We start from the raw sequence: 25612 nt of genomic DNA on the forward strand, positions 1-25612 counted from the left end.
AATCTAAAATCCAAAATCTAAAATTGACTATGCCGAATATCAATGAAATTGCAAATTCTGCCAAGGACAATGCTGATAAGCTTGGCATTAAGAAATTCGACATTTATGGCTCAACAGTAGATGACACTAGCGTGCAAGTAGACCAAGGTGAGCCAAAACAGGTCAAAGCTTCAAACCGCTCTGGTGTTACTGTTCGTGTTTGGAATGAAGATAATACAATGGGTGTCACCAGCACCACAGATGTAGACCCCAAAGGATTGGAATTAGCTTTGAAAACTGCCTACGAAGCCAGTTTCTTTGGTGTTAAAGAAAATGTTCCTGATTTTAGTCCAGAGGCTACTACTCCGATTTCAAGTAAACCTCAGGCTAAAACATCCCAAGCACCTGTTGCTGAACTTATAGAAAAATTGTTGGTAGCTGAAAAAGAATTACTAGCGGCTCATCCAGCAATTAAAGGTGTACCTTATAATGGTTTGTCACAAAGAGATATTGACAGATTTTATCTCAATAGCGACGGCGCAGTGAGAACTGAATCTCACTCTTTGACATCAGTTTATCTTTACAGCAAAACTGAGGAAGAGGGCAAAAAGCCGCGCAGTGCAGGCGCTTTTAGAATCAACCAAAATTTAGATAATCTAGATATTAATGGTTGCATCAAAGAAACCGCCGATAAAACTATCAGTCACTTGAATTATGAAAAAATCAAAACTGGTAAATATCGAGTTGTTTTCTCTGCGGAAGCTTTCTTAAGTCTGTTGGGCGCTTTTTCTAACTTGTTCAATGCCCAAAGTATTTTAGACAATCAAAGTCTATCTACTCCTGATGATTTAGGTAAGCAAATTGCTTCTCCTCTGATTTCAGTTTTTGATGATGCACTGCACCCAGCTAACGTTGGTGCGGAAAGTTTTGATGGCGAAGGAACCCCCACTCGTCAAATCTCGCTAATTGAAAATGGCGTTTTAACAAGCTTTCTCCATAGTGCAGGCACTGCTAAAAGATTAAATGCCCAGCCAACTGGTAATGCTAGTATTGGCGCAAAAGTCAGCGTCAGTCCCAATTTTTATCACGTATTTTCAACAGCAACTCCTGAGCAAGAGTTTAGCTTAGACACTGCTGAAAATGTGATTTTTATCGATGATTTACAAGCTCTCCATGCTGGAGTTAAATCCTTGCAAGGTTCCTTTTCTTTACCGTTTGATGGTTGGCTAGTTAATAAGGGAGTAAGGACGAGTATTGAGTCAGCAACTGTTGCTGGCGATTTCTTGGAACTTTTGAAGTCAATTATTTATGTAGAAAAAGAGCCAGAGTTAACGCCAGGGGGAGTCTGCCCGAAAATCTGGGTTAATGAACTATCGATTACCGGCGAATAAAACTTAGGAAGTGCAGAGTTAAGAGTTTAACTCTTAACTCATCACTTGGAAATCATGACTCACCATTAGTCTTCACCGCCAATGCTAATGGCAGTATTAAATACATCAGCACCGCTTAAATCAATACCAGCTAAAACAGCGCCATCTACGTCACTATTATATAAACGGGAATTACTCAAATTCACGTTGGTAAGATTGGCATTATTTAACATCGTATCGCTAACAAATGCTTGTGTGAGATTAGCAGACTTTAAATTAGCTCCAGTTAAATCTGCACCTTCTAAGTTAGCACCTTCGAGATTAGCTCCTTTTAAATTTGCATTTCTCAAGTCAACACCGATTAGATGAGCGCCTTTGAGGTTAGCTCCTGCTAGATTGCATCCCGAACATTCTCTAGTTTCTAACAAGCGGCGGACAGGGGCGGAATTTTCTGCTTTGACGGGAATGGGAGCAGCTAAGGATAGCGTGCTGAGTAAGGCTGCTGCCGTCAAAAAAATTCGTTTCATAATTTACCTCGGACACTTCTAGAAGTCATTAAATTCTGAACTTCTACGATACCAGTGTGCCAAGATTACAGAATTCTGTCCTCATGCCATCGGAGGAATAATAAATTCGATCAGATTAGATATTGTTCCGTAATGTACTCCGATGGGAGTAAATTTCAAACTGAGATTATATTAAGCCTTGCCGCTACCTAATAGGTACAAGAGTGCCATCCGAACAGCGACACCGCTGGTAACTTGTGATTGAATTAGACTAAACTCTGGGTCATCCATCAATTCAGAACTAATTTCAACACCACGGTTGACTGGGCCTGGATGCAAAACTTTGACGCTAGGTTTACAAAGTTGCAGTTTTGTGCGTGTAATGCCAAATAGCTGATGATATTCTCGCAAACTTGGCAGCAAATGAGCCGTCATCCGTTCCTTTTGCAGACGTAAAGTCATGACAAAATCGGCATTCTGCAAAGCTGGTTCTAGCTGCCAATGTAGAAATAGTTGGGGATTGGGGGAATAACTTCTGCCTTCTACTTCCTCCGAGATAAACTCGGCAAAGAATTTAGGTAAGAGGGTTGGCGGTGCTGCCAAATGCACTTCGGCACCACTGGCAATTAAACTCCAAATATTTGATCGCGCCACACGAGAATGGAGAATATCCCCAACAATGGCAATCTTTTTCCCCTTTAAAAGTTCCAGTCGCGGGTGATCTGGGTCAATTAGAGTAGTTATGGTAAATAAATCTAGCAGTGCTTGAGAAGGATGCTCATGTTGACCATCACCAGCATTGAGGACGCTAACTCGTACACCTAGACGATCCATTTCAGCCGCGATCGCATTTGGTACTCCTGCCTCTCGATGGCGGACTACCATAATATCAGTTCCCATAGCCAAATAAGTTTTCGCCGTGTCGAGAATTGTTTCTCCCTTAGTCATAGAAGATGTGGCGGCGGCGAAGTTCAGCGTATCCGCACTTAAACGTTTGGCTGCAAGTTCAAAACTGCTGCGAGTCCGGGTAGACGATTCAAAAAATAAATTCGCCACCACCTGTCCCTGCAAAGTTGGCACTTTCTTTGTCCGCCGTGATAGCACCTCTTGAAAAGAGGCAGCAGTTTGCAAAACTGTATCGTATTCAGTGGTGGTGAAGTCAGCTAGGGAAAGAATGTGATGACGATTCCAGGTAGTAGTAGGCATAGAATTTGGGGAGTGGGGAGATGAGGGAGTGGAAAAGCAGGGGAGCAGGGGAGCAGAGGAGAAGTTGCAGTAAGTTTTTCCCCTCTGCTCTTCTGCCCCTTTGCACCTCTGCCTCTTGTGCCCAATGCCCAATCCCCTATGCCCCATGCCCAATGCCCAATCCCTTCATGTTGGTAAATGGAAAACGTTTAAAGCTAAAGAAATTAGGCTGAGGAACGTTAAAAACCCAATTGTATCTAGCATTGTAGTCACTAACGGGCCACTAACCAAAGCAGGGTCAAGCTTCAGCCGTGTCAAACCCATTGGCAGTAAAGTACCGAGTGTAACAGCTACAATTGTATTAGTTGCCATTACCATTCCGGCAATTAAAGCCACCCATCGTTCTTGGGGTCGCGCCCAAATTAAAGAAAGCAGGATCATGGTTGTGGCTAAAGCGAGAGCTGTACCTAAACCAGCTAGAAGTTCCTTGCGAAGAATTTTTAAGGTATCTTTGGGTGTTACCTCTCCCACTCCCAAGCCGCGAATTGTTACCGTTAATGATTGAATACCGACAGTACCACCAGTGTTAGAAAATATCGGCATGATTACTGCTAGAACTGGCACTGCGGCAATTACAGATTGAAATGGCGCGATCGCACTGGCTGCACCAATATACATTGCCATGATACCCAACAGCCAAGGCAAGCGGTTACGGATGGTGAGTAAGGGAGAGGATAAAGCAGCTTCATCACCACTCACACCCGCCAGTTTTTGGATATCTTCTGTGGCTTCTTCTTCCAAAATATCCATGACATCATCAATGGTGACAATGCCAACCAATCGGTCTTCTCGATCGACAACGGGGATCGCGATTAAGTCGTAACGCTGCATAATTCGCGCCACTTCTTCTTGAGGAGTTTCAGTTCTCACTTTGATGACGCGATCACTAGCGATATCTTTGATGAAAACATCGGGAAAGGTAAACAGCAATTGACGCAGTGAAACTACTCTCACCAGCGTCCGGTTATCATCTGTGACGTAGGCGTAGTAAATCGACTCCTTGTCTTCGTCCTGACGGCGGATTTTGCTCAGGGCTTCGCCTACAGTCAATCCTTGCCGCAACCGGACATATTCGGTTGTCATCACCCGCCCAGCAGTGCCTTCTGGATAGCCGAGAATCGTTGCTGTTGCTTGTCTTTGTTCTGGACTCAGTTCCTGCAACAGCCTTTTGATTACCCCAGCAGGCAATTCATCAAATAATTCTGCCCGTTCGTCGGGACTCATCTCTTCTACAAGGTGCACCACCTGGACATCATGCAGAGAATTAATTAGTTCTTCCTGTACCTCTGTCGGCAGATATTCAAATACATCAATTGCCTGACCTTTGTTGAGTAAACGGAATGCGATCGCCCGTTGTTGTTCAGGTAATTGTGTAATGTATTCTCCCACATCCACAGGTTGCAAGCGATTTAAATCCCATTTCAACTGGTTTAAATCGGTAGTATCAGTCAACAAATCACGAATATCTTCTGTGAGCATGATATATATCTCCTAAGTCTCCCCCGCGCTGGGAGACTTCCTCACCACAGCTCAGAGGAGGTTGATACTGCCATCTTGTGGACTATGGTCCATAAAATTTCAACAATTCAATATCGATAGCTAAATCAAAGCATTGCTAGTCATCATCCTAACCTGGAATAGCACTCTCCGGTAGATACTGAGAAATTTTTAGATTTTTAGTAGCTTTATGTACATTTTTTAGCTTACTACCCGGATTTTTTGGGGAATTATTCTGCGATCATAGTAAGTTTTTCCACTGATATAATCTGTGAAAACTGGCGATCGCTAATTAATAAATAACCATACGGATGGCTAAAAAAGGAGAGTTGTCTCCAAACCAGGGATTAGAAAACTTCTGCGTATTAACAAATGCTTGAGATACTCTTACTTGAGTGTTGTTAGCTGATTACTAAATCATAAATAGCTTCTAGCTTGGCAGTTTGCTTGCGAATATCAAAATTTTCGCAAATAAACTCTCGTCCTTTTTTACCCATACTTTTAGCTAAAGCCTGGTCAGACAAAAGAATATCTAATTTTTCTGCGAGAGCTTGATCGTCTTTTTCATCAACTAAAAAGCCAGTTTCTCCATCTAAAATAGCATCAGGGATAGCGCTATGCCAGGTAGAAGCTATTGGTAAACCAGAAGCGGCGGCTTCCAATATTGAAAGCGGTAAACCTTCGCTATCACCATTCTTTGCTGTTTGACTGGGTAGAGAAAATATTTCTGCATTTCTCATGGTTTTTTGAATCACTTCATAAGGTTTTGCCCCCATAAAATTGACTCTATTACTAATACCAAGCTCATCTGCTAGAGTTTTTAATTTTTCAGTCATTGTGCCATTTCCAATTTGAATAACTGACACATCTGGATGCTTACTGGCAATCCGGGCAAAGGCTTTTAATAGGGTATCAATTCCTTTTTTTTCAGTATGTCTGCCTACACATAAAATATATCTTTCACTTTTTGATTCACTGGCTGGGGCAAATTTTTCTAAATCTATACCACTATTTAGTTTAATAATTTTATCTTCAGGATAACCATATTCAATCATCTTTTTATATAAGAAACTAGAAAAAGCAATAAATTTAGATGCTTTTTGTTTTAATTCTTCTTCATGAAAAAGAAATTGATAGAATGCTGGATTACCTGACAGCCACATAGATCGACGTGAAACTGTGATATCAAAACCATAAAATGTAACGATGAAAGGAATATTTAATTTTTCTGCCAATCGCATTGCGTAAATACCATCTGGCCCAAAATGTCCGTGGATTAATTTTAGATTTTTTAGTTCAGCCTGTTTTCCAAACATATTTGGTGAAGCAGAAATTATATGAAATAATTGCTTAATTTTCCATTGGTCATCATCACTAATAGCAATATTGTCAAAAGGAATTTCTTCTAATAGTTTACAAGTCAGAAATAACGGTTTGTATGTTTGTAAATTCTGGGCTTGTTCTCCGATAAAAGTTTCTGATACTCTCGGATAAGCTCGACGATACATCCCAACTGTTTTCATTGTGTTACTCCTAATTTAAGATTAATATTTATCTTTCTAAAAAATGAACGAGATATTGGGTAAAAAACTTTTAAGTTCGTTATGCATTTACGCCCTTAGTTCTATCTGCTGCTATGTTGTATAAAATGGTAATTACCTGATTGATTCAGAACAGCAATAACAATACCAATTTTTAGTTTTTCCAAGCCAATATTAGTCTAAATCAAGGCTTTAATTATTTATGTTAGTAAGTGAAATAATAATTTTTCCGGAAGCTATTGTTTAGTAAATATCTTAGGGTGTAATAAAGCAAACTAGGATATTTATTATCTAAACAAACCTATTAATTTTTTATGACTTACGCATTGATAGACAAGCCAAAATAGCAACTATGCTTTTCAAGGCTTCTAGCTAGATTTTTGCTAGCCTACACAACTAACAAAATATGGTTTGTAAAAGGCTGAACCAAGGTATTTATGTGAATGCACAAGACGATTTATTTGTACAGTGCATAAGCCCTATTTTTTATCAAACTTGATTGGGTTGAGGATAGCCTCCCTTTGTTTACTGTAATTATTTGCTGAATGTTTAACACAAACACATCAATTTTAAAACATATCTACATTAAAATTATATTTATTTAATAAATATTTTTATAAAAATGATTTATTTTATACCAGCATAAGCATAACCTCGGAGTAGTGATTTAGTTTAGACTAGCATAAGCTCATCCTTCGGAGTTAGGCACTCTTGATTTTTTGACATCATCCCGCCACTGATATTATGTCCGGCTAATTAGTTATAATTCCCGAATCCATGCACAAAGCCCAAAAAGCCCTCACCTCTGCGATCCTAATGATAAGTTTTTAACCGGACACGATATGATTTAGTACACCGAATCAATATTGGATTCCCAAGACCACTCTTGAGAGTTCCTCTTTCTAAGACTCGACTCCTAAGAAACAAGGCAGGAGGCAGGAGGCAGAAGGAAAGAGGAATTGACGTGTTTCTTCCATCCATAACGGAAGCGAGCGCGTCCGTAAACAGCTTATATCAAGTCCGGTTAATCACTTATGATTACCGCATCTGTGCAAAAATCCCAAAAGCCTCTTTCCCCTTGCTCCCTGCCCCCAGCAAGAACTGTGGTCTAAATGATAAGTCTTTAGCCGGACATGATATTACTTGGAGGGATTTTTCCACTCACGCAGAGATCGATATTTCTAGAGGTGATTACGTTTTTGTATACCCTATGGTACGGAATCCCATCTCAATCTCCCATTCTCCATAGCCCAAGTGCAAGAAACCCACTACTTTAACGGGTTGAATTCTGCAAGTAGTTCTGAACCAAACCATGAAAACATCTACCAAATTGCTAGTTCGCCTGGACTATTACTCCATCTATACAAGTAGTATTTGGTATCAAGCAACTTCATGCGTAGTCACCTGGACGACGAAGAATCAGAAATGGGTTAGCAGATTTTACCTCATAGTCGCGGTAAAGTGTTTGAGCTTTAGCGATCGCTCTTAGGTGTGCCTAATTTTCTCTATACTTAGATATGTAATAAAAAATTGATACTATGTGATAGGCGCAATCGCTCTTTTCCTAAAAGTCACTTTTTGTAAGTGACTTGCAAAAAAGTATTAATGGTGGTATTGTGAATTTAAAGTTACGAGTTACGTAACGCATCACACATACTACTGTTCTGCTGCCGTTATTATGTCTCCGTCAAATGATTTTCCGAAGTACAAGGATAAAAGGACGGAGGAGTTTGTTGCTGGTAAAAGGGTAAAAGAGTTTCAGTCTTTTGAGAAACAAGCGTATAAACGACTTGAAATATTAGAGGCCGCCACTAGTAAGGAGGATCTAATGCAGCTACCTAGCAATCGCTTTGAGTCTCTAGGAAGAGATAGAGAAGGTCAGTACAGTATCCGAATTAATGAGCAGTGGAGAATTTGTTTTAATTGGACAGAAGGATCTCTTAAACCATTCAACATAGAAATCATAGACTATCACTGAAAGAGGTAAAATGACACGTCCACCTATCCACCCTGGAGAAATTCTTGCTGATGAAATTAATGAATTAGGTATGTCTGCAAGCGAACTAGCGCGTGTTCTTGATGTGCCTAAAAATCGGATTACCGAAATAATTAATGGACAGCGAGGAATTACTGCCGATACAGCTTTACGATTGGCACAGTATTTTGGGATTAGCGCTGAGTTCTGGATGAATTTGCAAAAAAATTATGAGCTTAGGTTAGCTGAACAAACAGTAGGCAAAAAAATCCAAGAGACCATTCGCCCTCGCGTATTAACTTCTTGTACATAAGTCACAGCTTATACTACCAGAGCTACTAATACAGCTATTAAAATGAGACTGCGACCACCCACATATCCAGAACAACTGCGAAATCTCCTACAACAAATTGTGTGGTTACAAATGGTGAGGTGAAATTGACAACAAATATTCCTAAAGAGTGATATGTGTAGCAACCTGCAATTATAAATCCCCCAACCAGGCTCACTTTGGGTATAAATTATCGTACGTATTAATGTGTGTTTGAAAAATATCATGTTTTAGTTTGCGATCGCTAAAATTCAGTATCCAGAGGCGTATTAACAAGAGATAATAATAAACTCACACCACCCTTAGCTATTGTCCCATCAACCATTACAGAACTTATTCTGGCTTGGTTTAGGTAATTCACTTGACAGTCACAGGGTCAAATTTTGCAAGTTGTTCTAAACCAAATCATGAAAACATCTACCAAATTGCGAGCTAGCCTAGACTATTACTACCAGCAAATCAAAACAATCATCCTGACTCGCCAGAATCCGATTACTGGTTTACTACCTGCGAGTACAGCGATTACAGCCCACGGCGATTATACTGATGCCTGGGTGCGAGACAACGTTTACAGCATTTTGGCAGTTTGGGGTTTAGGACTTGCATACCGCAAGATTGACGACGATGAAGGACGCACCTATGAATTAGAACACAGTGTCATCAAACTGATGCGCGGGTTACTCTTTGCAATGATGCGACAGGCTCATAAAGTAGAGACATTTAAACATACTCAGTCGCTACTAGATGGACTGCACGCCAAATATAATACCGCGACCGGCGATATTGTTGTTGGTGATGATCAATGGGGACATTTGCAACTTGATGCCACATCTATATTTTTATTGATATTGGCGCAAATGACCGCAGCCGGATTGCAAATAATCTATACGATTGATGAAGTGAATTTCGTCCAAAATTTAGTTTACTACATTGGACGAGCTTACCGCACACCAGATTACGGCATTTGGGAACGTGGGAATAAAATTAATCGTGGTAGTGCTGAGTTAAACGCCAGTTCTGTAGGCATGGCAAAAGCTGCTTTAGAAGCTATCAATGGACTGGATTTGTTTGGTGTGCGTGGTAGTCAAGCATCGGTAATTCATGTGCTACCAGATGAAATCGCCCGTGCCCGGATTACGTTAGAATCCTTATTGCCGAGAGAATCTGGTTCCAAAGAAATTGATGCGGCGCTGTTAAGTATTATTAGTTATCCTGCCTTTGCGGTAGAAGATTTGGAGTTACGCGATCGCACTTTAAACGATATTATCAATAAACTCGCTGGTAAATACGGCTGCAAACGCTTTCTGCGTGATGGACACCAAACCGTTTTAGAAGATAATCAACGTTTACACTACGAACCGTGGGAACTCAAGCAATTTGAGCATATTGAATGCGAATGGCCGTTATTTTTCACTTATTTAGTTCTAGATGGATTATTTAGCGGCGAACAAGAACAAGTTAAAAAATACCAAAATCTTTTAGAATCATTACTCATAGAACAAAATGGTTTGCGTTTATTGCCAGAACTTTATTATGTTCCAGCAGAAAACATAGAAGCAGAAAAGTTAACACCTCAAACGCAACCACGTTTCCCCAATGAAAATATTCCCTTAGTATGGGCGCAGAGTTTATATTTTCTTAGTCAAATGTTGAGTGAAGGGGTACTGGCGGTTGGTGATATCGACCCTTTGGGAAGACATTTATGTGTGGGCAAACAGCGCGAGGCATTGGTACAAATTGCCTTGTTAGCAGAAGATGAAGATTTACAAACGAAACTAGAAGTTCACGGAATTGAAGCACAAACGCCTACTCAAGTAGAACCGATTCAAGTGAGAAAAGCTGGAGAATTTTCCGCTATTTATACCCAAATCGGACGTAACGATAAACTTGGTTTAACTGGGCGCCCAGTGCGGCGGCTGCGGAGTTTAACAACATCTAGAATATTTCGGATTAGCGGTGAAACAATTGTATTTTTGCCTTCATTCTCAGACTCTCAACAGTTTTACTTAACTCTTGATTACCATTTTTTGCTGGATCAAATTAGAAGCGAACTAGCTTACATTCAAAAATATTGGAGCGATTTAGGTCGTCCTACCTTGACTTTAATGTTGACGCACACCATGTTAGAAGCAGGTTCGGAAGCATTACTGGAATTGATGCAAGAACTGAAAGATGGTGTTTGTAACGGTGTACGGGTGAAATTAGGGCGGCTAAATCAGCTAATGCTAACAGCCGGAATCCAAAGAATTGATTTTCTACCCAATGCAGAATTTTCGCGATCGCCAGTAAAAAATGCTAGCCCACGTTGCTATTATTTAGCATATCATCCTGAGAAAAATTGGCGCCTAGGACATACCCAAGAATTTCAAATGGAGTGTGAAACTAACTTCGGATTATTACTTTCTTATTTGCGTTCATCAGAGAATATCTACGAGCAAATTGAGTTATTGCAAACTTTAACTCGCTTGCAGGGAATGAAATTTGATACGGGGTATGGTGGCCCAGGATATCCTGTCACCGTAGGCGATTTACTAGATGAAGTTTACACCAAAGCTGGAGATTTAGGCATTTGGGCAGTAGTGCGTCGGGCTGCGGGGTTACGTCAAATGGTTGATATCAGCCTATCAGATGCAGTAACGAGTATTTTGGTAAGGGGCAAGCAAATTGCTGTGGGTAAAGCTTACAGTGAAGCGTCCTTGATTAGCGTACCCATGTCCCACGATGAAATTGCCGATAAAATTAATCATTTTTGTCGTGAGGATATCCGCGATCGCGTCCTCACTCAAGAGATTTTAATCTATCTTGGCATCTTAATTCGCTCAGAACCCGGACTATTCCAAGGACTACTAACGCTGAGAGTCGGCTATCTCATCTTATTGATCACCAGCGAACTAGCGCGGGAATTGCATCTCACTCAAGATGAAGCTTACGATCACTTAATGCAACTTTCACCCTTTGAAGTTAAAGTGCGCTTGCGTCAGGTATTAACTGGATATACTGGCATGAGTAACCTGTTACGCCAGCAAGAATCACTGCACGTCAAACAAAAAGAAAGTGATATTGCTTGGGTGGTGCTACCAGGAATCGCCGAAGGGATAGAAGTTCCGCCTGGAGGTTGGCGACGGTTTCGCCAAGCCGAGGGTGCGACAGGGCGCGTACCAAAAGAATTTTTTAAACAAGTTTGGCTATTAATGCAACATTGCAAGGGTTTAGTAATTGGCGATAAATTAGAGCGGCGCAATCGTTTAGATAGTGAGATAATGCTGTCGGAAATGACAGCCGGTGAAAGAAATTTTGCTCTGTTAGTTGAGCATTTGCTGAATAAAATCGAAGCTCCAGAATACCGACAAGTTAATATTGAAGCATTAATTGAATTAGGAGCGATCGCAGCCAATAATCCTAAGCTGCAAATTGAAGAATATATCGTTTTGGATGTGTTAATTGGTCATGCAGTGCGATTGGCATGGTTAGAGAATCATAGTCAACGCAGCGATCGCTATGATGAGGATAAGGCGAGTGCGTGGCGATCGTTTTACAATACTTCTCCTAGAGATTGCGCTAGTTATATTTTGAAGGCATTCAGGTTCTTGACGGAATTTGTGAAAGATTTTTAAACGCAGAGGGCGTTGAAAAAAAAATATCCCCCACCTTAGACTCCAAAAGCAGGGGTTTTATTAAAACTACTTAACAGAAACAGCATCAACATCAATAGTGCTTGCAGTGGAAGTAGAACCCTCTGGAGTATTAGGTACTTCAGTACCCACCTCACCCTTACGAGCTTTCCAGCCTTCAATCACTAGCCCAGACACCTCACTAACTAGCAGAGTCAAGAGGAAAACATCATCAATCTGTCCCACAACGGGTATAAAATCTGGGAGAACATCAAATGGGCTGACCAAATAGACCAACGTTCCTAAAATTACCCACCAACGGTATTTGGGGTTACGAAGTACATTGCGATACCAGGTGTAAAGTGATTGGATTGAAAATTTCATATTTTGAACCTCCAGTTATCTTTTATTTTGACAAATTATGCTAAAAACTCACGGTGCGAATAACCGTCCTAGTTAGTTAGGAAGACGCTACTAGTAATTTGTCAACAAAGATAAATAAGTAGGTAGTGGGTTCATCCTAAACATACATGAGTCCAATATAGACCGAACAAGAACAACCCCTTTCCTACTAGCATTGGGGAGTAATATTCAAAGCCTCTCCTTTTTTACCCAATTTTCGGGTGCAAGGCTGATTAATCGCTTGGTGCTGATATTTTCTGCTCTAGCCATAAGAGATATGCCTATGTACTGATTTTACTTTGCTAGAGATTTTATAAATTGCTCGGTATAGTCTTAAACTTCTGTGCAGATCCCAAAGAATAATCTTCCAATTTAAAATCAGCAAAAGGCTTCTTTTCTAACCTATTCCGTAGCGCCTCGTCAAGAATAACACCTGATGATTCTCTTTTAACACCAATAATTATTACACTTGTCTGATATGTAGTTAAATCCTGATTTGCCTGACAATCACTCCGTTGGAATTGACCCAAATTCAATAAGTGATAACTTTTGACACTTGGTGTATTAATAAATAATTTTTGAACCAAAAGTTGTATTTGTTTAGAACGTTCTAAAGCTAGACGTTCTTGAACTGATCTATTACCTTTACAAGAAGCTGTGCCGACAGAGATAATCTCATTGGGAGCTTCCATTATCTTCTCTATACCTTCTTGTTCTAAGTTCAACTTCAAAAGGTCAACACTAATAATTTCATCATTGTATTTAATTTGAAAATTGCTACCTAAAAGCCATTTATATTTTAGTGATAAAACCGTTATATTAAACTCAGCTATCCTTCCCTGGCTATCCCTACCTTCTTGATAAGAAAAGTAATCGATGTTACCTTTTTTTTCTGGATATTGTCTGTAATAAGATGTTTCAGAAAAATCTGATTTTCGCGTTGCTAAAGCCACGATACTAAGTAATCCTAATACCACTAATAGAACTGCAAAAAATGCCAATAGCGGCACTTTTTCCAGCTGCTTATTTGGAGGTAATGAGTTGTGATTAATATCTACAGGTAAATGTTCAAGGTTAGAAGATTCTAGTATATTACTATTTGTCAGAGTAGTGTCTGTTAATTGAGTTTCGATTTCTTCTAGGGAATACAAAATTTCTTGAGTACTGGCAGGACGTTTTTCTATATCTGACGCTGTTAGCCAATCAATTAAATTCAATAGTAAGGGTGAAATCTGGGTAGCATGATTTTGCCAGTGCAACAAATTTTGCTGGACATCATACATCTCCAAAGGATGATATCCTGTCAGCAAAAATACAAAAGTGCGTCCCAAAGCAAAGAAATCTGACTGCGGTACTGCTTGACCATTCATTTGTTCTGGGGCGCTGTAGCCAGATGACATAAGTGCTGTCATCTTGTCGCCGTTGCTTAGTTGGTCTTGGTAGGTTTTATTAATTTCACTGGCGGTGCCATAATCAATTAGTACTAGATTCCCCCAATCCTTCTCAAAGGGGGATCTAATCATGATATTAGATGGCTTAATATCTCGATGTAAATACTGTTTGCTATGTACTACATCTAAAATTTCTATCAACTGTCTTAACCAGTCTATGGCTTGTTCTTGGGATATGGGGCTATTTTGCTGCTGTAGCCACTGTTCTAAGTTGTAGCCATCGATTTTTTCCATTGCAATGCAATGCAACACTAAACCATTTCGGGTTTGATACTGGAAGTAACTATCTTCTTTGGGAATTCCGGGATGCTTGAATTGTCCCAACACGGTTACTTCTTGCTGAAATAGTTCTACTGCTTTGGCGTCGCCTGATAAATCCTCTTTGAGTATCTTGAGAATTTTGGGGGTATCTTGCTCGTATGCCTCATAAACTTTACTAAAACCTGTTTTGTCACTCATCAGGCACGTCACCCGATAACGCCCTAGCAATTCTAGATGGGAACCACAACTTTGACAAAAGCGGTTTTGCTGATTATTTGGGTGATTTGGTTTAGGGCAAACAGGGTTGATACAAAGGCTCATGACAGGAGAGTGGGGAGTGGGGAGTGGGGAGTGGGGAGGAGGGGAGCAGGGAGCAGGGAGCAGGAGAGACAAGGGGACAAGGGGGACAAGGGGGAATTATTGAACAAGTCTCTCCATTGTCTCCCCCCTCTTCCTTGTCTACCTTGTCTCTTCTCCATTCCCAATGCCCAATCCCCTATGCCCCATGCCCAATCCCCCTAAACATCGCTTCTATTAATTCTTCTGTTGCTGTATGACTAATCCCGTCTAATAATCATGAGATTTTTGATCTGTGTTCTGCCAAGAAAGCTGCCACAGTTTGGTTAAATGCCTCTGGTTGTGTCAAAAATGGCCAATGATTACCGGGAACTTGGCAGATACGTAAGTTTTTAAGATAGGTTTTGTAAGGTTGAATTTGCCATTTTTGGCGGTTCAGTCCTTGTTTTGGCTGTACGAATAGGGCAGGGATGTCAAGGGGAATTGTAAAACCGGGCACTTGCATGACTGCCTCAAAAATTCCGTCACGGGCAGCTATGGTAAATTTGCTGCCCCAACTTTCATCGGCTTTTTGTTCTATTCCTGCTTGGAAGACTTGCTGCTGTAAGGAAGTCCATCCTTGATATTGCTTTAATTGCCGTGCTTGTTGTTCGGCTTCTTCCTGACTGGCAAAGGGCCCCATGCTTTTAAGAAAAGGCAAGAAGCGATATAACATTGGGAAAGTTACCCTGAAAAGACTAGGCATTTTCCAGATAAAAATCGGATCGACGAGAATTATACTCCGTAAACGCTTTGGGTTTTGTCTTGCCCAGATGGCGGTTAATTTACCTGTCCACGAGTGACTTACAATATGGGCAAAAGTCCATCCAAGACTATCCATAAGTGCTTCAAGGTCTGCGATCGCACTCTCAAAGCTATAATCTATCTCTGGTTTACTACTTTGGCCATGTCCGCGCATATCTGGCGCAACTATGTGGTAATCCGCCGCTAAGTAATCTCCTAAACTAGACCACACCAGAGCATGATCGCCTAAGCCATGTAACAGCAGTAAAGGTTCTTGACCTTGATTCCATTCTAAATAAGAAAGTTGGATATCAGGCTTTGATAAAGTTTGACGTACAGGCATCATTGCACATCCAGGCTTAGATAGTTTTGCGTTTATATGGTACTGCGAAAGAAGATGGAGAGCAGAGGAGCAGGGGAGACAAGGGGGACAAGGAGGAATTATTGAAAATCTCTCCTTTGTCTCTTCTCCATGCCCAATGCCCAATGCCCAATTCAATTGTTACCATTTACCACTTTATGACTCTGAGGATTGTACCAATTGACACGAAACAATGAGGCTAATGAATGCCAAGATCAAGAAAAGGATGCCCCAAGGATATTAAAAGTACTATGCCAGAATTACACCAATCAATTGCCCAGCATTATCACGAACGGACTAAATACAACCCTGAGACTCTCGCTTCCAAAAGTCAGCGGTTAGACTGGACTAAACAGCCAGTGCCCTTCAAAGAGTACAAAATTGGCTCTACTTTTGATCTCAAACCCTATATCCAAGAAAAAGCAGAGGCTTATGCTAATAACCCAGATGCTCAATGGTGGCAAAGACTTTCACGGCTATTGTTTCGCAGTTATGGATTGACGGCGAAAATGCCTTCTATGGGTAGTGCAGTGTATTTACGTGCTGCTCCCAGTGCAGGCGGACTATACCCTGCCGAGGTGTATGTGGTTTCCCGTGGTACGTCGTTATTGCCGCCTGGTCTATATAACTACCAGTGTCGAACTCATTCTCTCATGCATTATTGGGAAAGTGATGTTTGGCAAACTCTCCAAGCAGCTTGTTTCTGGCATCCTTCTTTAGAAAATACCCAATTAGCAATTATTGTGACTGCGGTTTTCTACCGTTCTGCGTGGCGCTATGAAGATCGGGCTTACCGTCGGATTTTTCTGGATACGGGACATCTGTTGGGTAATATCGAGTTAGCTGGTGCGATTACTGATTATCGCCCCCATTTAATCGGCGGCTTTGTGGATGAATCGGTCAACGATCTGCTTTATGTCGATCCGCAACAAGAAGGTGCGATCGCTGTCTTACCTCTGGCAGACTTGTTAGATGTTAATCAAAATTTACCATTGGGATGTACTGCTTTACCTTCCGCTACTGAAACCAGTTATCCTCAAATCCCCGATGGCGAGCTACTAACATATTTCCATCGACACACCCAGATACAATCAAGTGTAACTGGTAATTTTAATCTACCAACTATTAAACAAGAAAAATCTTTGGAGGATAAATACAATTTTCCTTTCTGTTTAAAAATTCCCACCACCACCGCACCTATAAACTGGGGACAAAAACTATCAGAACTGGAAAGCACTATGTATAAGCGACGCTCTACCCGCGCTTACAATGGTGATGATTTAGGCTTCGATGAATTGAAAAGTTTACTCGATTTCACTTACCAACCGCAAAATTACATCGACCAAAGCTTAGATATTTCTCCAGACTACTTCGATCTAAATTTAATCGAAACATTCATTGCTGTTTGCGGAGTCAAAGGACTGGAAGCGGGTTGTTACTATTACGCGCCCAAAGCCCAAGAATTACGCCAAATTCGGTTTAAAAACTTTCGGCGAGAGTTACATTTTCTCTGTTTAGGACAAGAATTAGGACGGGATGCAGCAGCAGTGTTATTTCATACAGCCGACTTGAAAGCTGCGATCGCACAATATGGCGATCGCGTTTACCGTTACTTGCACATGGATGCCGGTCATTTGGGACAACGCCTCAATTTAGCTGCAATGCACCTGAATGTAGGCGTCAGTGGTATCGGTGGATTCTTTGACGATCAAGTAAATGAAGTTTTGGGTATTCCTGCTGATGAAGCTGTTTTATATATCACTACATTGGGACACCCAAGATAAAAATAATCCCAGAGGCGCAAAGAATCCAGAGAGCTTCTTTCTGTGTCCTTTACGTCTCTGTGCAAGCTTACGGGGCTAGGATGGAGAGAAAATAAGCCTCATCGCCCTTTCTCGTTGTTGGTAGTACTTGCGCTGGTTAGGACTTAGTATCAATAATTCGGCAACTAACTCGTAGTCATCTTCCATGAAATTGACCCAATTAGATCCATTTGACACTCCCCGCGATAAATCGACGGGGATTCTTGGTTCAATGAGACCACTTAAACTAGGTTCCTTGCGTTACCTAGCCTAGAGGTGGGACTCTCCCCAAGCGTTAACTTTCCGAGGCAAGAGCGGTAGTTGCATTGCTGCAAGTCCTGTTTAACTTGAAACGATTTTGTTTCAGAGTTCTGAGTCGTCTAGCTCCTATGAATCTTTTACCTACTGCTAGGAGGAAACTAGAACAATGCAGTAGAACCGCATAGATGAGGCAGTGCGGTCTTGGGGTTTCCCCAAGTAGAGCAACTGCCGTTCAGTTATCAAGGAACAGATTGCTGTTAGGCAGTTAGGTTTTTATACAGGTTGATTACCATTCCTGTTAAAAATAAGATAACACAAAATGTTACTGGGCGATAAATCCCCCACACAGCTTTCATCCTCGACTTTAAAGACATTAGAACCTAAAAACTTTTTGGGTTTTTAGGTTCTAATTTCGGGGTTTTCAGCCAAAAATTTTATAATCCAATATAAAAACTGCTATGACGGCGAATAGTCCCTCCAGATTCTTTAATTCGACCGACATATTTTTTGATACCCATACATTTAATTTATGGTTGGGGTCTAAATACCCATCCATGACGTAATTCAGAATTGCGAATTGCGAATGGGGATTTTGGGAAATCCGGGTAATTTACGTTTTTGTCAGTTTTTCCTGAATGAATGTCCTGTTTTGCCTCTCGACTAGCTGTAGATGTGATTAGAAACGGATTATTAGGGAGAATTCTTTGAGCATCGAAAACGACGGTCGCGGCAGTGGCAGGTAGTGTTATGGCTTTTGTATTAGTTATAGATAGCGTCGGCGCAGCCCAACCTAGTCATCGCTATAGACTGGTGAAGCTCCGATATTAAGCTGGTGTTATGTTGAATGGGGCAAGAGTGATTAAAAAGGGTTAATGTCTCTTACCTGCTCCCAGATATAGCTCACCCACTTTCGGGTCATTCAACAATTCTTCACCAGGGCCGGAGATCGCATCACGTCCCGATTCTAATACATATCCACGATTAGCCATCTCTAAAGCTTTACGAGCATTTTGTTCTACTAATACGATTGCAGTACCCGCCTGATTAATTTGTTTAATCTGCTCGAACACTTGTGTCACCAAATTCGGCGACAAAGCAGCAGATGGCTCATCTAAAATCAGCAAACCAGGTTCTAACATCAAAGCTTTGCCCATCGCTAGCATCTGGCGTTCTCCTCCAGAGAGAGTACCAGCAGGTTGACGACGGCGATCGCTTAGTCTGGGAAACATAGTAAATATCTTATCTTTAATTGGTTTCAGGGGAACGTTAAGCACAAAAGCACCCATCTCCAAATTCTCTTCAACACTCAGAGAGGGGAAAACATTGGCGATTTGCGGTACATAGCACATTCCTCGTTGGACAATTTGATTGGACTTTAGCCCCACGATATTTTCACCTTTGAAGGTAATTGTGCCTGTGTGGGGGATCAAAAGCCCAAAAATTGCTTTTGCCAAAGTAGATTTACCTGCACCGTTGGGGCCAATCACTGTCACCAATTCCCCTGGTGCAACCTGAAAATTCACACCTTGCAGGATATCTACATCTTTGATGTATCCAGCGTGAACATTTTGAACTTCTAATAAATAATCATTTGTCATTGGTCACTTGTCATTGGTCATTGGTCAACAGTCAAGTCAAACATAACTATTGACTGTTGACTGTTGACTATGGACTATTACGGAGTTTTTTGCAACTCTGGTCGTTCTTCTGCAAGAATCGCCCCTTCTACAGGACAAACTTGGAGACAGATGCCGCAGTCGATGCAAGTGGCAAAGTCAATCCAGTACCAATCAGTTCCCTTGGTGTTTTTGCCTGGGCCATCATGAATACAAGCTACTGGACAGGCATCTACGCAGTCAGCAACGCCTTCACAGACTTCTGTAACAATTGTATGCGGCATGTTCTCGATTCCCTCTCTTCTGTATCGGCTCTTTCTAGACTAGCAGGGGAGTGGGGACTGGGGATTGGAGATACTGGTGTCAAGGTGAGTCTGCATAAGACTGCAATTTTTATTCATTACTAGCTCAGAACTCGGAATTTTCAAATTTACCTTTAGTAGTAACAAAATCAAGGTTTTTGGCGTAAGTAAGCTGTCTTAGCTATTGCCGTTAGGTTCTAGGGAAATTCAGGCAAAAATACTATAATTTGTTACAAGCGTAATTTATCCTACTCCTGAAACGCAAAATGCCAGAGGTTTCGCTACAGCTTTTCTTCTCTTACTCTCACAAAGACGAAGCTTTACGGGATGAACTAGCTAATCACCTGAGTACTTTGATACGGCAGGGTGTAATTTCAAGCTGGCACGATCGCAAGATACTACCAGGAGAGGAGTGGGATCACCAGATTAATGACAATTTAAACACAGCCGATATCATTCTGTTGCTCGTCAGTTCAGACTTTATCGGTTCAAATTATTGCTGGGATGTTGAAGTCACGACAGCAATAGAACGTCACAATACAGGAAAAGCTCGTGTCATCCCAGTTATTCTGCGAAAGGTTGATTGGAGTGACACACCGTTTGCTAAACTGCAATTTTTGCCCAAGAATGCCGATCCTGTTACCTCTTGGACTAATCGAGACGAGGCATTTACAAATGTAGCTCAGGGAATTAGGGCTACTGCTCAACAACTCAAGGGAGAACGTCAACAAAAACTAGCACTTGCAAGAAAGGAAGTTGCTATAGCTGAGTATCGTCAGTTGGTTGAGGAATTTGCGGCTGATGGCGAGATTTCTTTTGTGGAATCCGAAATATTGAAGGATTTACAAAAACAGCTAGGATTAACTCATGAAGAAGCTCGTACAGTGCGAGACAAAGTATTAGAACCTTATGGGAAATACAAGGAAAATCTAGACAAATACAAGCAAATTTTTACCAAATTAATAGATGAACAAGGATATCCGTTAGGGGAAAAAGCTAAAGCGGATTTGAAGAAATTGCAGCAATATCTGAAGCTTAAAGATGGGGATGTAGCCCTCATAGATAATGAAGCTGAAGTACAAAGACTGCCACCAGAAGAGCAATTTACTGGTAATGATCTCCTCTCTGAGAAGGGTATAGACTATACGCGATTGCGCGATTTACTCAAAGCTGGTAAGTGGGAAAAAGCAGATCAAGAAACTCTGGCAGTTATGCTCAAAGCCACTGGTAGAGAAAAAGAAGGCTGGCTTGATACCGAATCTATCAAAAAATTTCCCTGTACTGACTTACGCACTATTGACCAACTGTGGGTAAAACACAGCAATGGACGCTTTGGCTTGAGTGTGCAAAAGCGCATTTGGGAAAGCGTTGGAAAAGACTATGAAAAGTTTTGCGATCGCGTCGGCTGGCGGAAGTGGAGAATAGTTGTAGTTGACAAATGGTTTGGATTGAAACAACAAACCGAAAAACAAAGCGAATGGCTAAGATACTCAGACTTGAGGTTCGACACAAGTGCCCCCAAAGGACACCTTCCGGGTGCCCCCGGGAAAGGGTTTCGCGGCAATGAGGGGTGGGTGGAGGTGGGCGTTCGTGGATTCTCTCTTCTCTCGCGTCAAGACTTGTAAGCTCTAACATATAAGGCTTACAAAAAATTGTGAAGTTTCACAAACAAGTCATTTTGCACGAAGTATTGCAGTTTATAGGTTTCCGTTACTTGGCACTGTCGTTTTGCAGAAGTCAAAGCGAGCAGAAAATTTTTAGCCTACATTCCGCACTTATCCACTCATGAGGTGAAATGGAACCGACGCCAGAGCAGAAGACGGTGATGTACAGAATTTGTCAACAATTAACAAAAATGTACACACCTATATATTTAGTAACTACCGACACTAGAACAGGCGACTTAATCATTATTGCTGGCGAAGAGATAGAAGCATCAATTAGCCCAGAAGGAAAGGTGAGTTATGAGTCAACCGAAGCCGAATTTTGAACACATGACAATGAAAGACCTAAGAAAGTACATCTTGGCTCATAGAGACGACGAAGATGCTATTCATGCAATAGCGATACGTCTTCGTAATCAGGGGAAAACAGGTACAGTTGAAGAGTTTTTAGAACACGTCAAACAGCAAACTCTTGGGGATTAGCGAGTGGGAAGTGGGGAGACAATGAGAATAACTATGCCCAATGCCCAATGCCCCATGCCCCACGCCCACTAAAGCAATGGTTCTATTTTTGGTGAGCCATCAGCTTTGATCCAAGCAATTTGGGCAATGCCGCGATCGCTTGCATATTGGCGAATCGCCTCTGCATCCCTTCCGCCCAAATCAATTTCTACCCGCACCAAATCAGTAGAATTTCTGAGTTTTTGCGCGTAGACAAAGGCAGCAGCGTTAGCACTAGGCGTCTCTGGTGCTACCAACCAGTCACTCGCTGGAGTTTCCTGTGGTAATTGCTGAGTAGACAACAAAACTTGGTATAAATCTTCAATACTTAGTCCAAAACCAATTCCGGGAATGTTTTCACCTTGAGGATGATATAGCCCCAAAAGCTGGTCATAGCGACCACCGCGCCCTAAAACTCTGGTTTGGGATTCGGTATCATTGACAACCTCAAAGACAATACCAGTGTAATAATCTATAGTCTGGATGAGGCTCAGATCAAGGATTAACGGAAATTTTTTCTCTGATTCTAGTAATTCTACTAGGGATTTGAGGTTATTTACTGCCTCTCGCTGTTCTTCATCTAAATCCAAACTACTGACTTTTTGTAACACGTCTGCACTTGGCCCGCGCAAATCCAGAATGATTTGGGCGCGATCGCGCAGTTTGTCACTTAGGGGTAAATTATCTATGGTGATGCGGTCAAGATGAGCGATCGCACTGCGAACTCGATCTTGGAGATTAGCAGGAAAAGCACTCAGGAGCGATCGGGTAATTCCCGCCTCACCTAAAATTAAATGCCATCCCTGCAAACCCAATGCTGCTAAACAATCTGCTACTAACAGCAGTACTTCCGCATTCGCCAGCAATCCGCCAGTACCTAACAACTCCACCCCAGCTTGATAAAACTCTTGCTGACGATTATGCCTACTTTCCCAAGTGCGGCGAAACACATTGGCGTTGTAATACAACCGTTGTGGATAAGTGACACCAGCCATCCGAGTCACAACAGTACGAGCAATAGATGCTGTTAATTCTGGACGTAGCCCTAATTCATCATCTTCGCCATTTTGTTGTAGTTGAATCACCATCTGACGCTGAATTGCTTCCCCCGCCATTAGGGTATCCATCCGCTCTAAAGTCGAGGTGATAATCCTGTGATATCCCCAGCGATGAAACACCTGCTGTAACCGCTCTTCAATCCAGCGTTTTTTCTCCACATCCAAGGGCAATAAATCCCTGGCTCCCGCTGCTGGTTGATACACCATTATTTTTTCTTCCCACCAAACAAACCACCGAACAAACCACTACCAGATTTATCTGGTTGCTTATCTCCATTATTGGGGGATGAAGTCACCTTCTGATCGCTAGGTTGTTGTCCTAAAGCCTTATCTATTTTAGGTTTCCATTGCAGAGCCGTTTCGTCACTGGGGTCTAATTTTAGAGCGTTGTCAAAGTGGATTTTTGCCATTTTTAGCTGATTTTGCTTCAAATACACCATTGCAATTAAGCTATGACAGCGACTATTTTTCGGTTCTAGCTTCAGGGCATCCTGCAACTCTACTTTCGCTGGGGCAAATTGATTTTTGTCAATCAAAGATTGAGCGCGACGAATATACTGTTCTACAATCAAGTCTTCTTTTGGTGGTGCTGGCGCTGGTGCTGGTGGTGGATTTTTTGGTGTATTTGGCTGAGGCGTACCTGATTGGGCTTTGGGTTGAGCAGGCGGCGGCGCTGCGGATGCTTTACCCGCGCTCCGCATTAAATACACTAAATTCAACTCACTAGCTTGGGCAATGACTTGCAGCGCTTGTTCTAAAGAATCATATTGGGTTTGGGCTAGTTTCGCGATCGCAGTTTTATAAAAATGATCGATATTAGCTGCCTCAACTAACTGTCTAGCCAAGCCAGTGTTTAGAGTTACCGCACTAGACTCTTGTACCAGACGCTTGCCAATTTGCGACAAAATTAGAATATATTCAGTGCGAGTGCGATCGCCAGACAGTTTTTCGTAAGCTGGGTTAACCAACTTTGATAACAATTCGTTACCGAGATGTTTTTGAGCAGCAGTTTCAGTAAGACTACTGTCTGGGTGCAAACGGCGGGCGACTTGGAGATAGCGTTTGCGAATCTCTTTGACATCGGCATCAACTGGAACGCACAGCACTGCGTAATGATCTATGAAATCATATTTAAATAGTCCACGATCTATTTTGAAAGACATATAGAGTTTTTGCACCAAAGGAGCAGTTAGATTGCTTTTAGTGTACCCAAAGTCGGCGGGAAAGCCCCCATCTGTTACACCCAAGCTGACAGTGGTGGAACCCGTAAAAGTTCGTTACTGAGAGAGTCGTGAATATAACTATTTGTGGCAAGAATTCTACCTAACTCAATTTTGACAGCAGTACCATCGTAGGCGGTGATTTTGCCCCCGGCTTCTTGTACTAAAATTATCCCAGCGGCAATATCCCAAGGAGAAAGTCCCCGTTCCCAGTAACCATCGACACGTCCACAGGCAACATAGGCCAAATCTAGCGATGCCGAACCGCTACGTCTAACTCCTTGGGTAAGATGGGTGAGGTGACTAAATTCTGCGTAGTTGTTATCAGAGGTTTCACGGCGATCGTAGGCAAATCCTGTTACTAGTAGGCTTTTACTCAGTTCAGATGTTGCCGAAACCTTGATGGGTTGACGGTTACGCGTTGCTCCTAAGCCAGCAGCAGCACGGAATAGCTCATTGTGAAATGGGTCATAAATTACACCAACTTGGGGAACGCCATTAATTAACAACCCGATGGAAACAGCAAAAAATGGGTATTGATGAGCGTAGTTGGTTGTGCCATCTAAAGGATCTATTGCCCAAAGATATTCATTTTCTTGATTACCTAATTTCCCTGATTCTTCAGCAAGGATCGAGTGCTGGGGAAAGTGGCGGCGCAAAATTTCTAAAATCAACTCCTCTGAGGCTTTATCAGCAGCGGTGACTAAATCACCAGGGCGTCCTTTTTCAATAATTGCGTCTTCTAACTTACCCAAGTAACCTTGCAAAATAGCACCAGCAGCCAAGGCCGCTTCTGTCGCAATATCTAGAAAAATTTGTAGATTTGTCATTTGTCATTTATTGGGCATGGGGCATTGGGCATTGGGCATTGGGCATTGGGCATTGGGTATTGGGTATTGGGCATGGGGCATTGGGCATTGGGCATTGGTTATTAATTCTTCTCCTTGACTTCCTCACTCCCCCACTTTCCCCCTCAGCACGGGCTAAACGCCCTGCTACCGCTAACAGCACTCAACACTGATTAAAGATTTTGGCGGCGAAACTCGGCGGGAGTGAGGCGCATAGGCTTTTCTGGGTTCCAGATTCCTTGCCCCATGAGTCTAGCCCATTGTTGGGCACGTTCTAAACGCTGGTCATACTTATGGTTAGGCGATCGCCCTACAAAGATTGCATTTCCTTGTTTGACTAATTCTTCATTCAATAACACCTTATTTTTCCACACATAAGCTAGAGTTCGCCCAATTTTGTCTTTTGCTTCTAAATCAAACTCCAGCGTTACCGATTGTTCTACACCACTAATTAGATTCTCTAACTGTTCTTTTGCTGCTTCCCCCCAAGGGCGCTGTCGCAAATCTGGTGCATCAATACCCACTAACCGCACTTGGGAAATCAAATTTGGTTGTTCAGCCATGCCTAACACTTCCAAGCTTTGACCACTAACTACCCGCGCTACTTTCACCTGGGCTTCATTGTTTGGCAATTGGTTTTTACCTTGGCAACTCACCAAGAGCAATAAGCAAGCCAAAATAGCTATTTTTCGCACCCTCTCACCAAGACGCATAGGCATCAGAAATTTGG

General features: G+C 41.9%; 22 protein-coding genes and 1 pseudogene. 9 read left to right on the plus strand and 14 right to left on the minus strand.

What is annotated here, in order from left to right:
• Positions 1 to 29 precede the first annotated feature (29 nt).
• Positions 30 to 1370: a TldD/PmbA family protein gene (locus HWQ40_RS26990; protein WP_292784173.1), complete on the plus strand. Its 1341-nt coding sequence runs from the start codon at positions 30 to 32 to the stop codon at positions 1368 to 1370.
• 65 nt (positions 1371 to 1435) lie between these two features.
• On the opposite strand, the gene HWQ40_RS26995 is transcribed toward HWQ40_RS26990, so the two are convergent.
• From HWQ40_RS26995 to HWQ40_RS27010, 4 genes are all read right to left on the minus strand, one after another.
• Positions 1436 to 1876 carry a pentapeptide repeat-containing protein gene (locus HWQ40_RS26995; RefSeq protein WP_292784175.1) on the minus strand — a complete coding sequence of 147 codons (441 nt, stop codon included), beginning with the start codon at positions 1874 to 1876 and terminating at the stop codon, positions 1436 to 1438.
• 171 nt (positions 1877 to 2047) lie between these two features.
• Positions 2048 to 3061: an aspartate carbamoyltransferase catalytic subunit gene (locus tag HWQ40_RS27000; RefSeq protein ID WP_292784178.1), complete on the minus strand. Its 1014-nt coding sequence runs from the start codon at positions 3059 to 3061 to the stop codon at positions 2048 to 2050.
• 165 nt (positions 3062 to 3226) lie between these two features.
• The gene (gene mgtE, locus HWQ40_RS27005; protein WP_292784181.1) at positions 3227 to 4579 is read right to left on the minus strand and encodes a magnesium transporter; all 1353 of its coding nucleotides are present in this window, start codon (positions 4577 to 4579) and stop codon (positions 3227 to 3229) included.
• Between the two features lie 419 nt (positions 4580 to 4998).
• Complete coding sequence (locus HWQ40_RS27010; protein WP_292784185.1) at positions 4999 to 6120, minus strand: glycosyltransferase; 1122 nt, start codon at positions 6118 to 6120, stop codon at positions 4999 to 5001.
• Positions 6121 to 7816: 1696 nt separating this feature from the next.
• Between HWQ40_RS27010 and HWQ40_RS27015 the strand changes: the two genes are divergently transcribed.
• From HWQ40_RS27015 to HWQ40_RS27025, 3 genes are all read left to right on the plus strand, one after another.
• A complete protein-coding gene (locus tag HWQ40_RS27015) occupies positions 7817 to 8116 on the plus strand; it encodes a type II toxin-antitoxin system RelE/ParE family toxin (RefSeq protein ID WP_292784187.1) in 300 nt (99 codons plus the stop codon).
• 10 nt (positions 8117 to 8126) lie between these two features.
• Complete coding sequence (locus HWQ40_RS27020) at positions 8127 to 8426, plus strand: HigA family addiction module antitoxin (RefSeq protein WP_292784190.1); 300 nt, start codon at positions 8127 to 8129, stop codon at positions 8424 to 8426.
• 425 nt (positions 8427 to 8851) lie between these two features.
• Positions 8852 to 12058 (plus strand): glycoside hydrolase family 15 protein, encoded by a 3207-nt coding sequence (locus tag HWQ40_RS27025; protein ID WP_292784193.1) that lies wholly within the window; start codon positions 8852 to 8854, stop codon positions 12056 to 12058.
• A gap of 66 nt (positions 12059 to 12124) precedes the next feature.
• Here the strand turns inward: HWQ40_RS27025 and HWQ40_RS27030 are convergent, their stop codons facing one another.
• The 3 genes from HWQ40_RS27030 to HWQ40_RS27040 form a co-directional block, all read right to left on the minus strand.
• On the minus strand, positions 12125 to 12439 hold the full coding sequence (locus tag HWQ40_RS27030; protein WP_292784196.1) for a YkvA family protein: 315 nt from the start codon (positions 12437 to 12439) through the stop codon (positions 12125 to 12127).
• A 329-nt stretch (positions 12440 to 12768) separates the two neighbouring features.
• A complete protein-coding gene (locus HWQ40_RS27035; RefSeq protein ID WP_292784199.1) occupies positions 12769 to 14490 on the minus strand; it encodes a serine/threonine-protein kinase in 1722 nt (573 codons plus the stop codon).
• Between the two features lie 253 nt (positions 14491 to 14743).
• Positions 14744 to 15592 carry an alpha/beta hydrolase gene (locus HWQ40_RS27040; RefSeq protein WP_292784295.1) on the minus strand — a complete coding sequence of 283 codons (849 nt, stop codon included), beginning with the start codon at positions 15590 to 15592 and terminating at the stop codon, positions 14744 to 14746.
• A 269-nt stretch (positions 15593 to 15861) separates the two neighbouring features.
• On the opposite strand from HWQ40_RS27040, the gene HWQ40_RS27045 reads away from it, so the two are divergent.
• Complete coding sequence (locus HWQ40_RS27045) at positions 15862 to 17394, plus strand: SagB/ThcOx family dehydrogenase (protein ID WP_292784297.1); 1533 nt, start codon at positions 15862 to 15864, stop codon at positions 17392 to 17394.
• A 75-nt stretch (positions 17395 to 17469) separates the two neighbouring features.
• Here the strand turns inward: HWQ40_RS27045 and HWQ40_RS27050 are convergent.
• The 3 genes and pseudogenes from HWQ40_RS27050 to HWQ40_RS27060 all read right to left on the minus strand — a co-directional run.
• A pseudogene (locus HWQ40_RS27050) lies at positions 17470 to 17595 on the minus strand (IS4 family transposase); the annotation flags it as partial.
• Positions 17596 to 18542: 947 nt separating this feature from the next.
• Positions 18543 to 19271 (minus strand): ABC transporter ATP-binding protein, encoded by a 729-nt coding sequence (locus HWQ40_RS27055; protein ID WP_292784202.1) that lies wholly within the window; start codon positions 19269 to 19271, stop codon positions 18543 to 18545.
• Positions 19272 to 19348: 77 nt separating this feature from the next.
• A complete protein-coding gene (locus HWQ40_RS27060; protein WP_094353237.1) occupies positions 19349 to 19573 on the minus strand; it encodes a ferredoxin family protein in 225 nt (74 codons plus the stop codon).
• Between the two features lie 284 nt (positions 19574 to 19857).
• Here HWQ40_RS27060 and HWQ40_RS27065 point away from each other — a divergent pair, with 284 nt between their 5' ends.
• From HWQ40_RS27065 to HWQ40_RS27075, 3 genes are all read left to right on the plus strand, one after another.
• Positions 19858 to 21216: a GUN4 domain-containing protein gene (locus tag HWQ40_RS27065; RefSeq protein ID WP_292784204.1), complete on the plus strand. Its 1359-nt coding sequence runs from the start codon at positions 19858 to 19860 to the stop codon at positions 21214 to 21216.
• A gap of 170 nt (positions 21217 to 21386) precedes the next feature.
• Positions 21387 to 21581, plus strand: coding sequence for a hypothetical protein (locus HWQ40_RS27070; RefSeq protein WP_214430640.1), 195 nt, complete (start codon positions 21387 to 21389; stop codon positions 21579 to 21581).
• On the plus strand, positions 21556 to 21738 hold the full coding sequence (locus HWQ40_RS27075; RefSeq protein WP_292784210.1) for a hypothetical protein: 183 nt from the start codon (positions 21556 to 21558) through the stop codon (positions 21736 to 21738). The genes HWQ40_RS27070 and HWQ40_RS27075 overlap by 26 nt, the downstream gene beginning before the upstream one ends.
• Positions 21739 to 21806: 68 nt before the next feature.
• Here the strand turns inward: HWQ40_RS27075 and HWQ40_RS27080 are convergent, their stop codons facing one another.
• The 3 genes from HWQ40_RS27080 to HWQ40_RS27090 all read right to left on the minus strand — a co-directional run bounded on the left by HWQ40_RS27080 (position 21807) and on the right by HWQ40_RS27090 (position 24864).
• Complete coding sequence (locus tag HWQ40_RS27080) at positions 21807 to 23021, minus strand: ATP phosphoribosyltransferase regulatory subunit (protein WP_292784212.1); 1215 nt, start codon at positions 23019 to 23021, stop codon at positions 21807 to 21809.
• Positions 23021 to 23977 (minus strand): DnaJ domain-containing protein, encoded by a 957-nt coding sequence (locus HWQ40_RS27085; RefSeq protein ID WP_292784214.1) that lies wholly within the window; start codon positions 23975 to 23977, stop codon positions 23021 to 23023. Before HWQ40_RS27085 ends, HWQ40_RS27080 begins: the two co-directional genes overlap by 1 nt.
• 74 nt (positions 23978 to 24051) lie before the next feature.
• Positions 24052 to 24864, minus strand: a complete 813-nt coding sequence (locus tag HWQ40_RS27090) for an inositol monophosphatase family protein (RefSeq protein WP_292784217.1) — start codon at positions 24862 to 24864, stop codon at positions 24052 to 24054.
• Here HWQ40_RS27090 and HWQ40_RS27095 point away from each other — a divergent pair.
• A complete protein-coding gene (locus tag HWQ40_RS27095) occupies positions 24858 to 25055 on the plus strand; it encodes a hypothetical protein (RefSeq protein ID WP_292784219.1) in 198 nt (65 codons plus the stop codon). The genes HWQ40_RS27090 and HWQ40_RS27095 overlap by 7 nt on opposite strands.
• On the opposite strand, the gene HWQ40_RS27100 is transcribed toward HWQ40_RS27095, so the two are convergent.
• Positions 25056 to 25601: a thermonuclease family protein gene (locus tag HWQ40_RS27100; protein WP_292784300.1), complete on the minus strand. Its 546-nt coding sequence runs from the start codon at positions 25599 to 25601 to the stop codon at positions 25056 to 25058.
• Positions 25602 to 25612 lie beyond the last annotated feature (11 nt).

The sequence above is a fragment of the Nostoc sp. NMS9 genome (genome assembly GCF_017114995.1).
Lineage (GTDB): Bacteria > Cyanobacteriota > Cyanobacteriia > Cyanobacteriales > Nostocaceae > Nostoc.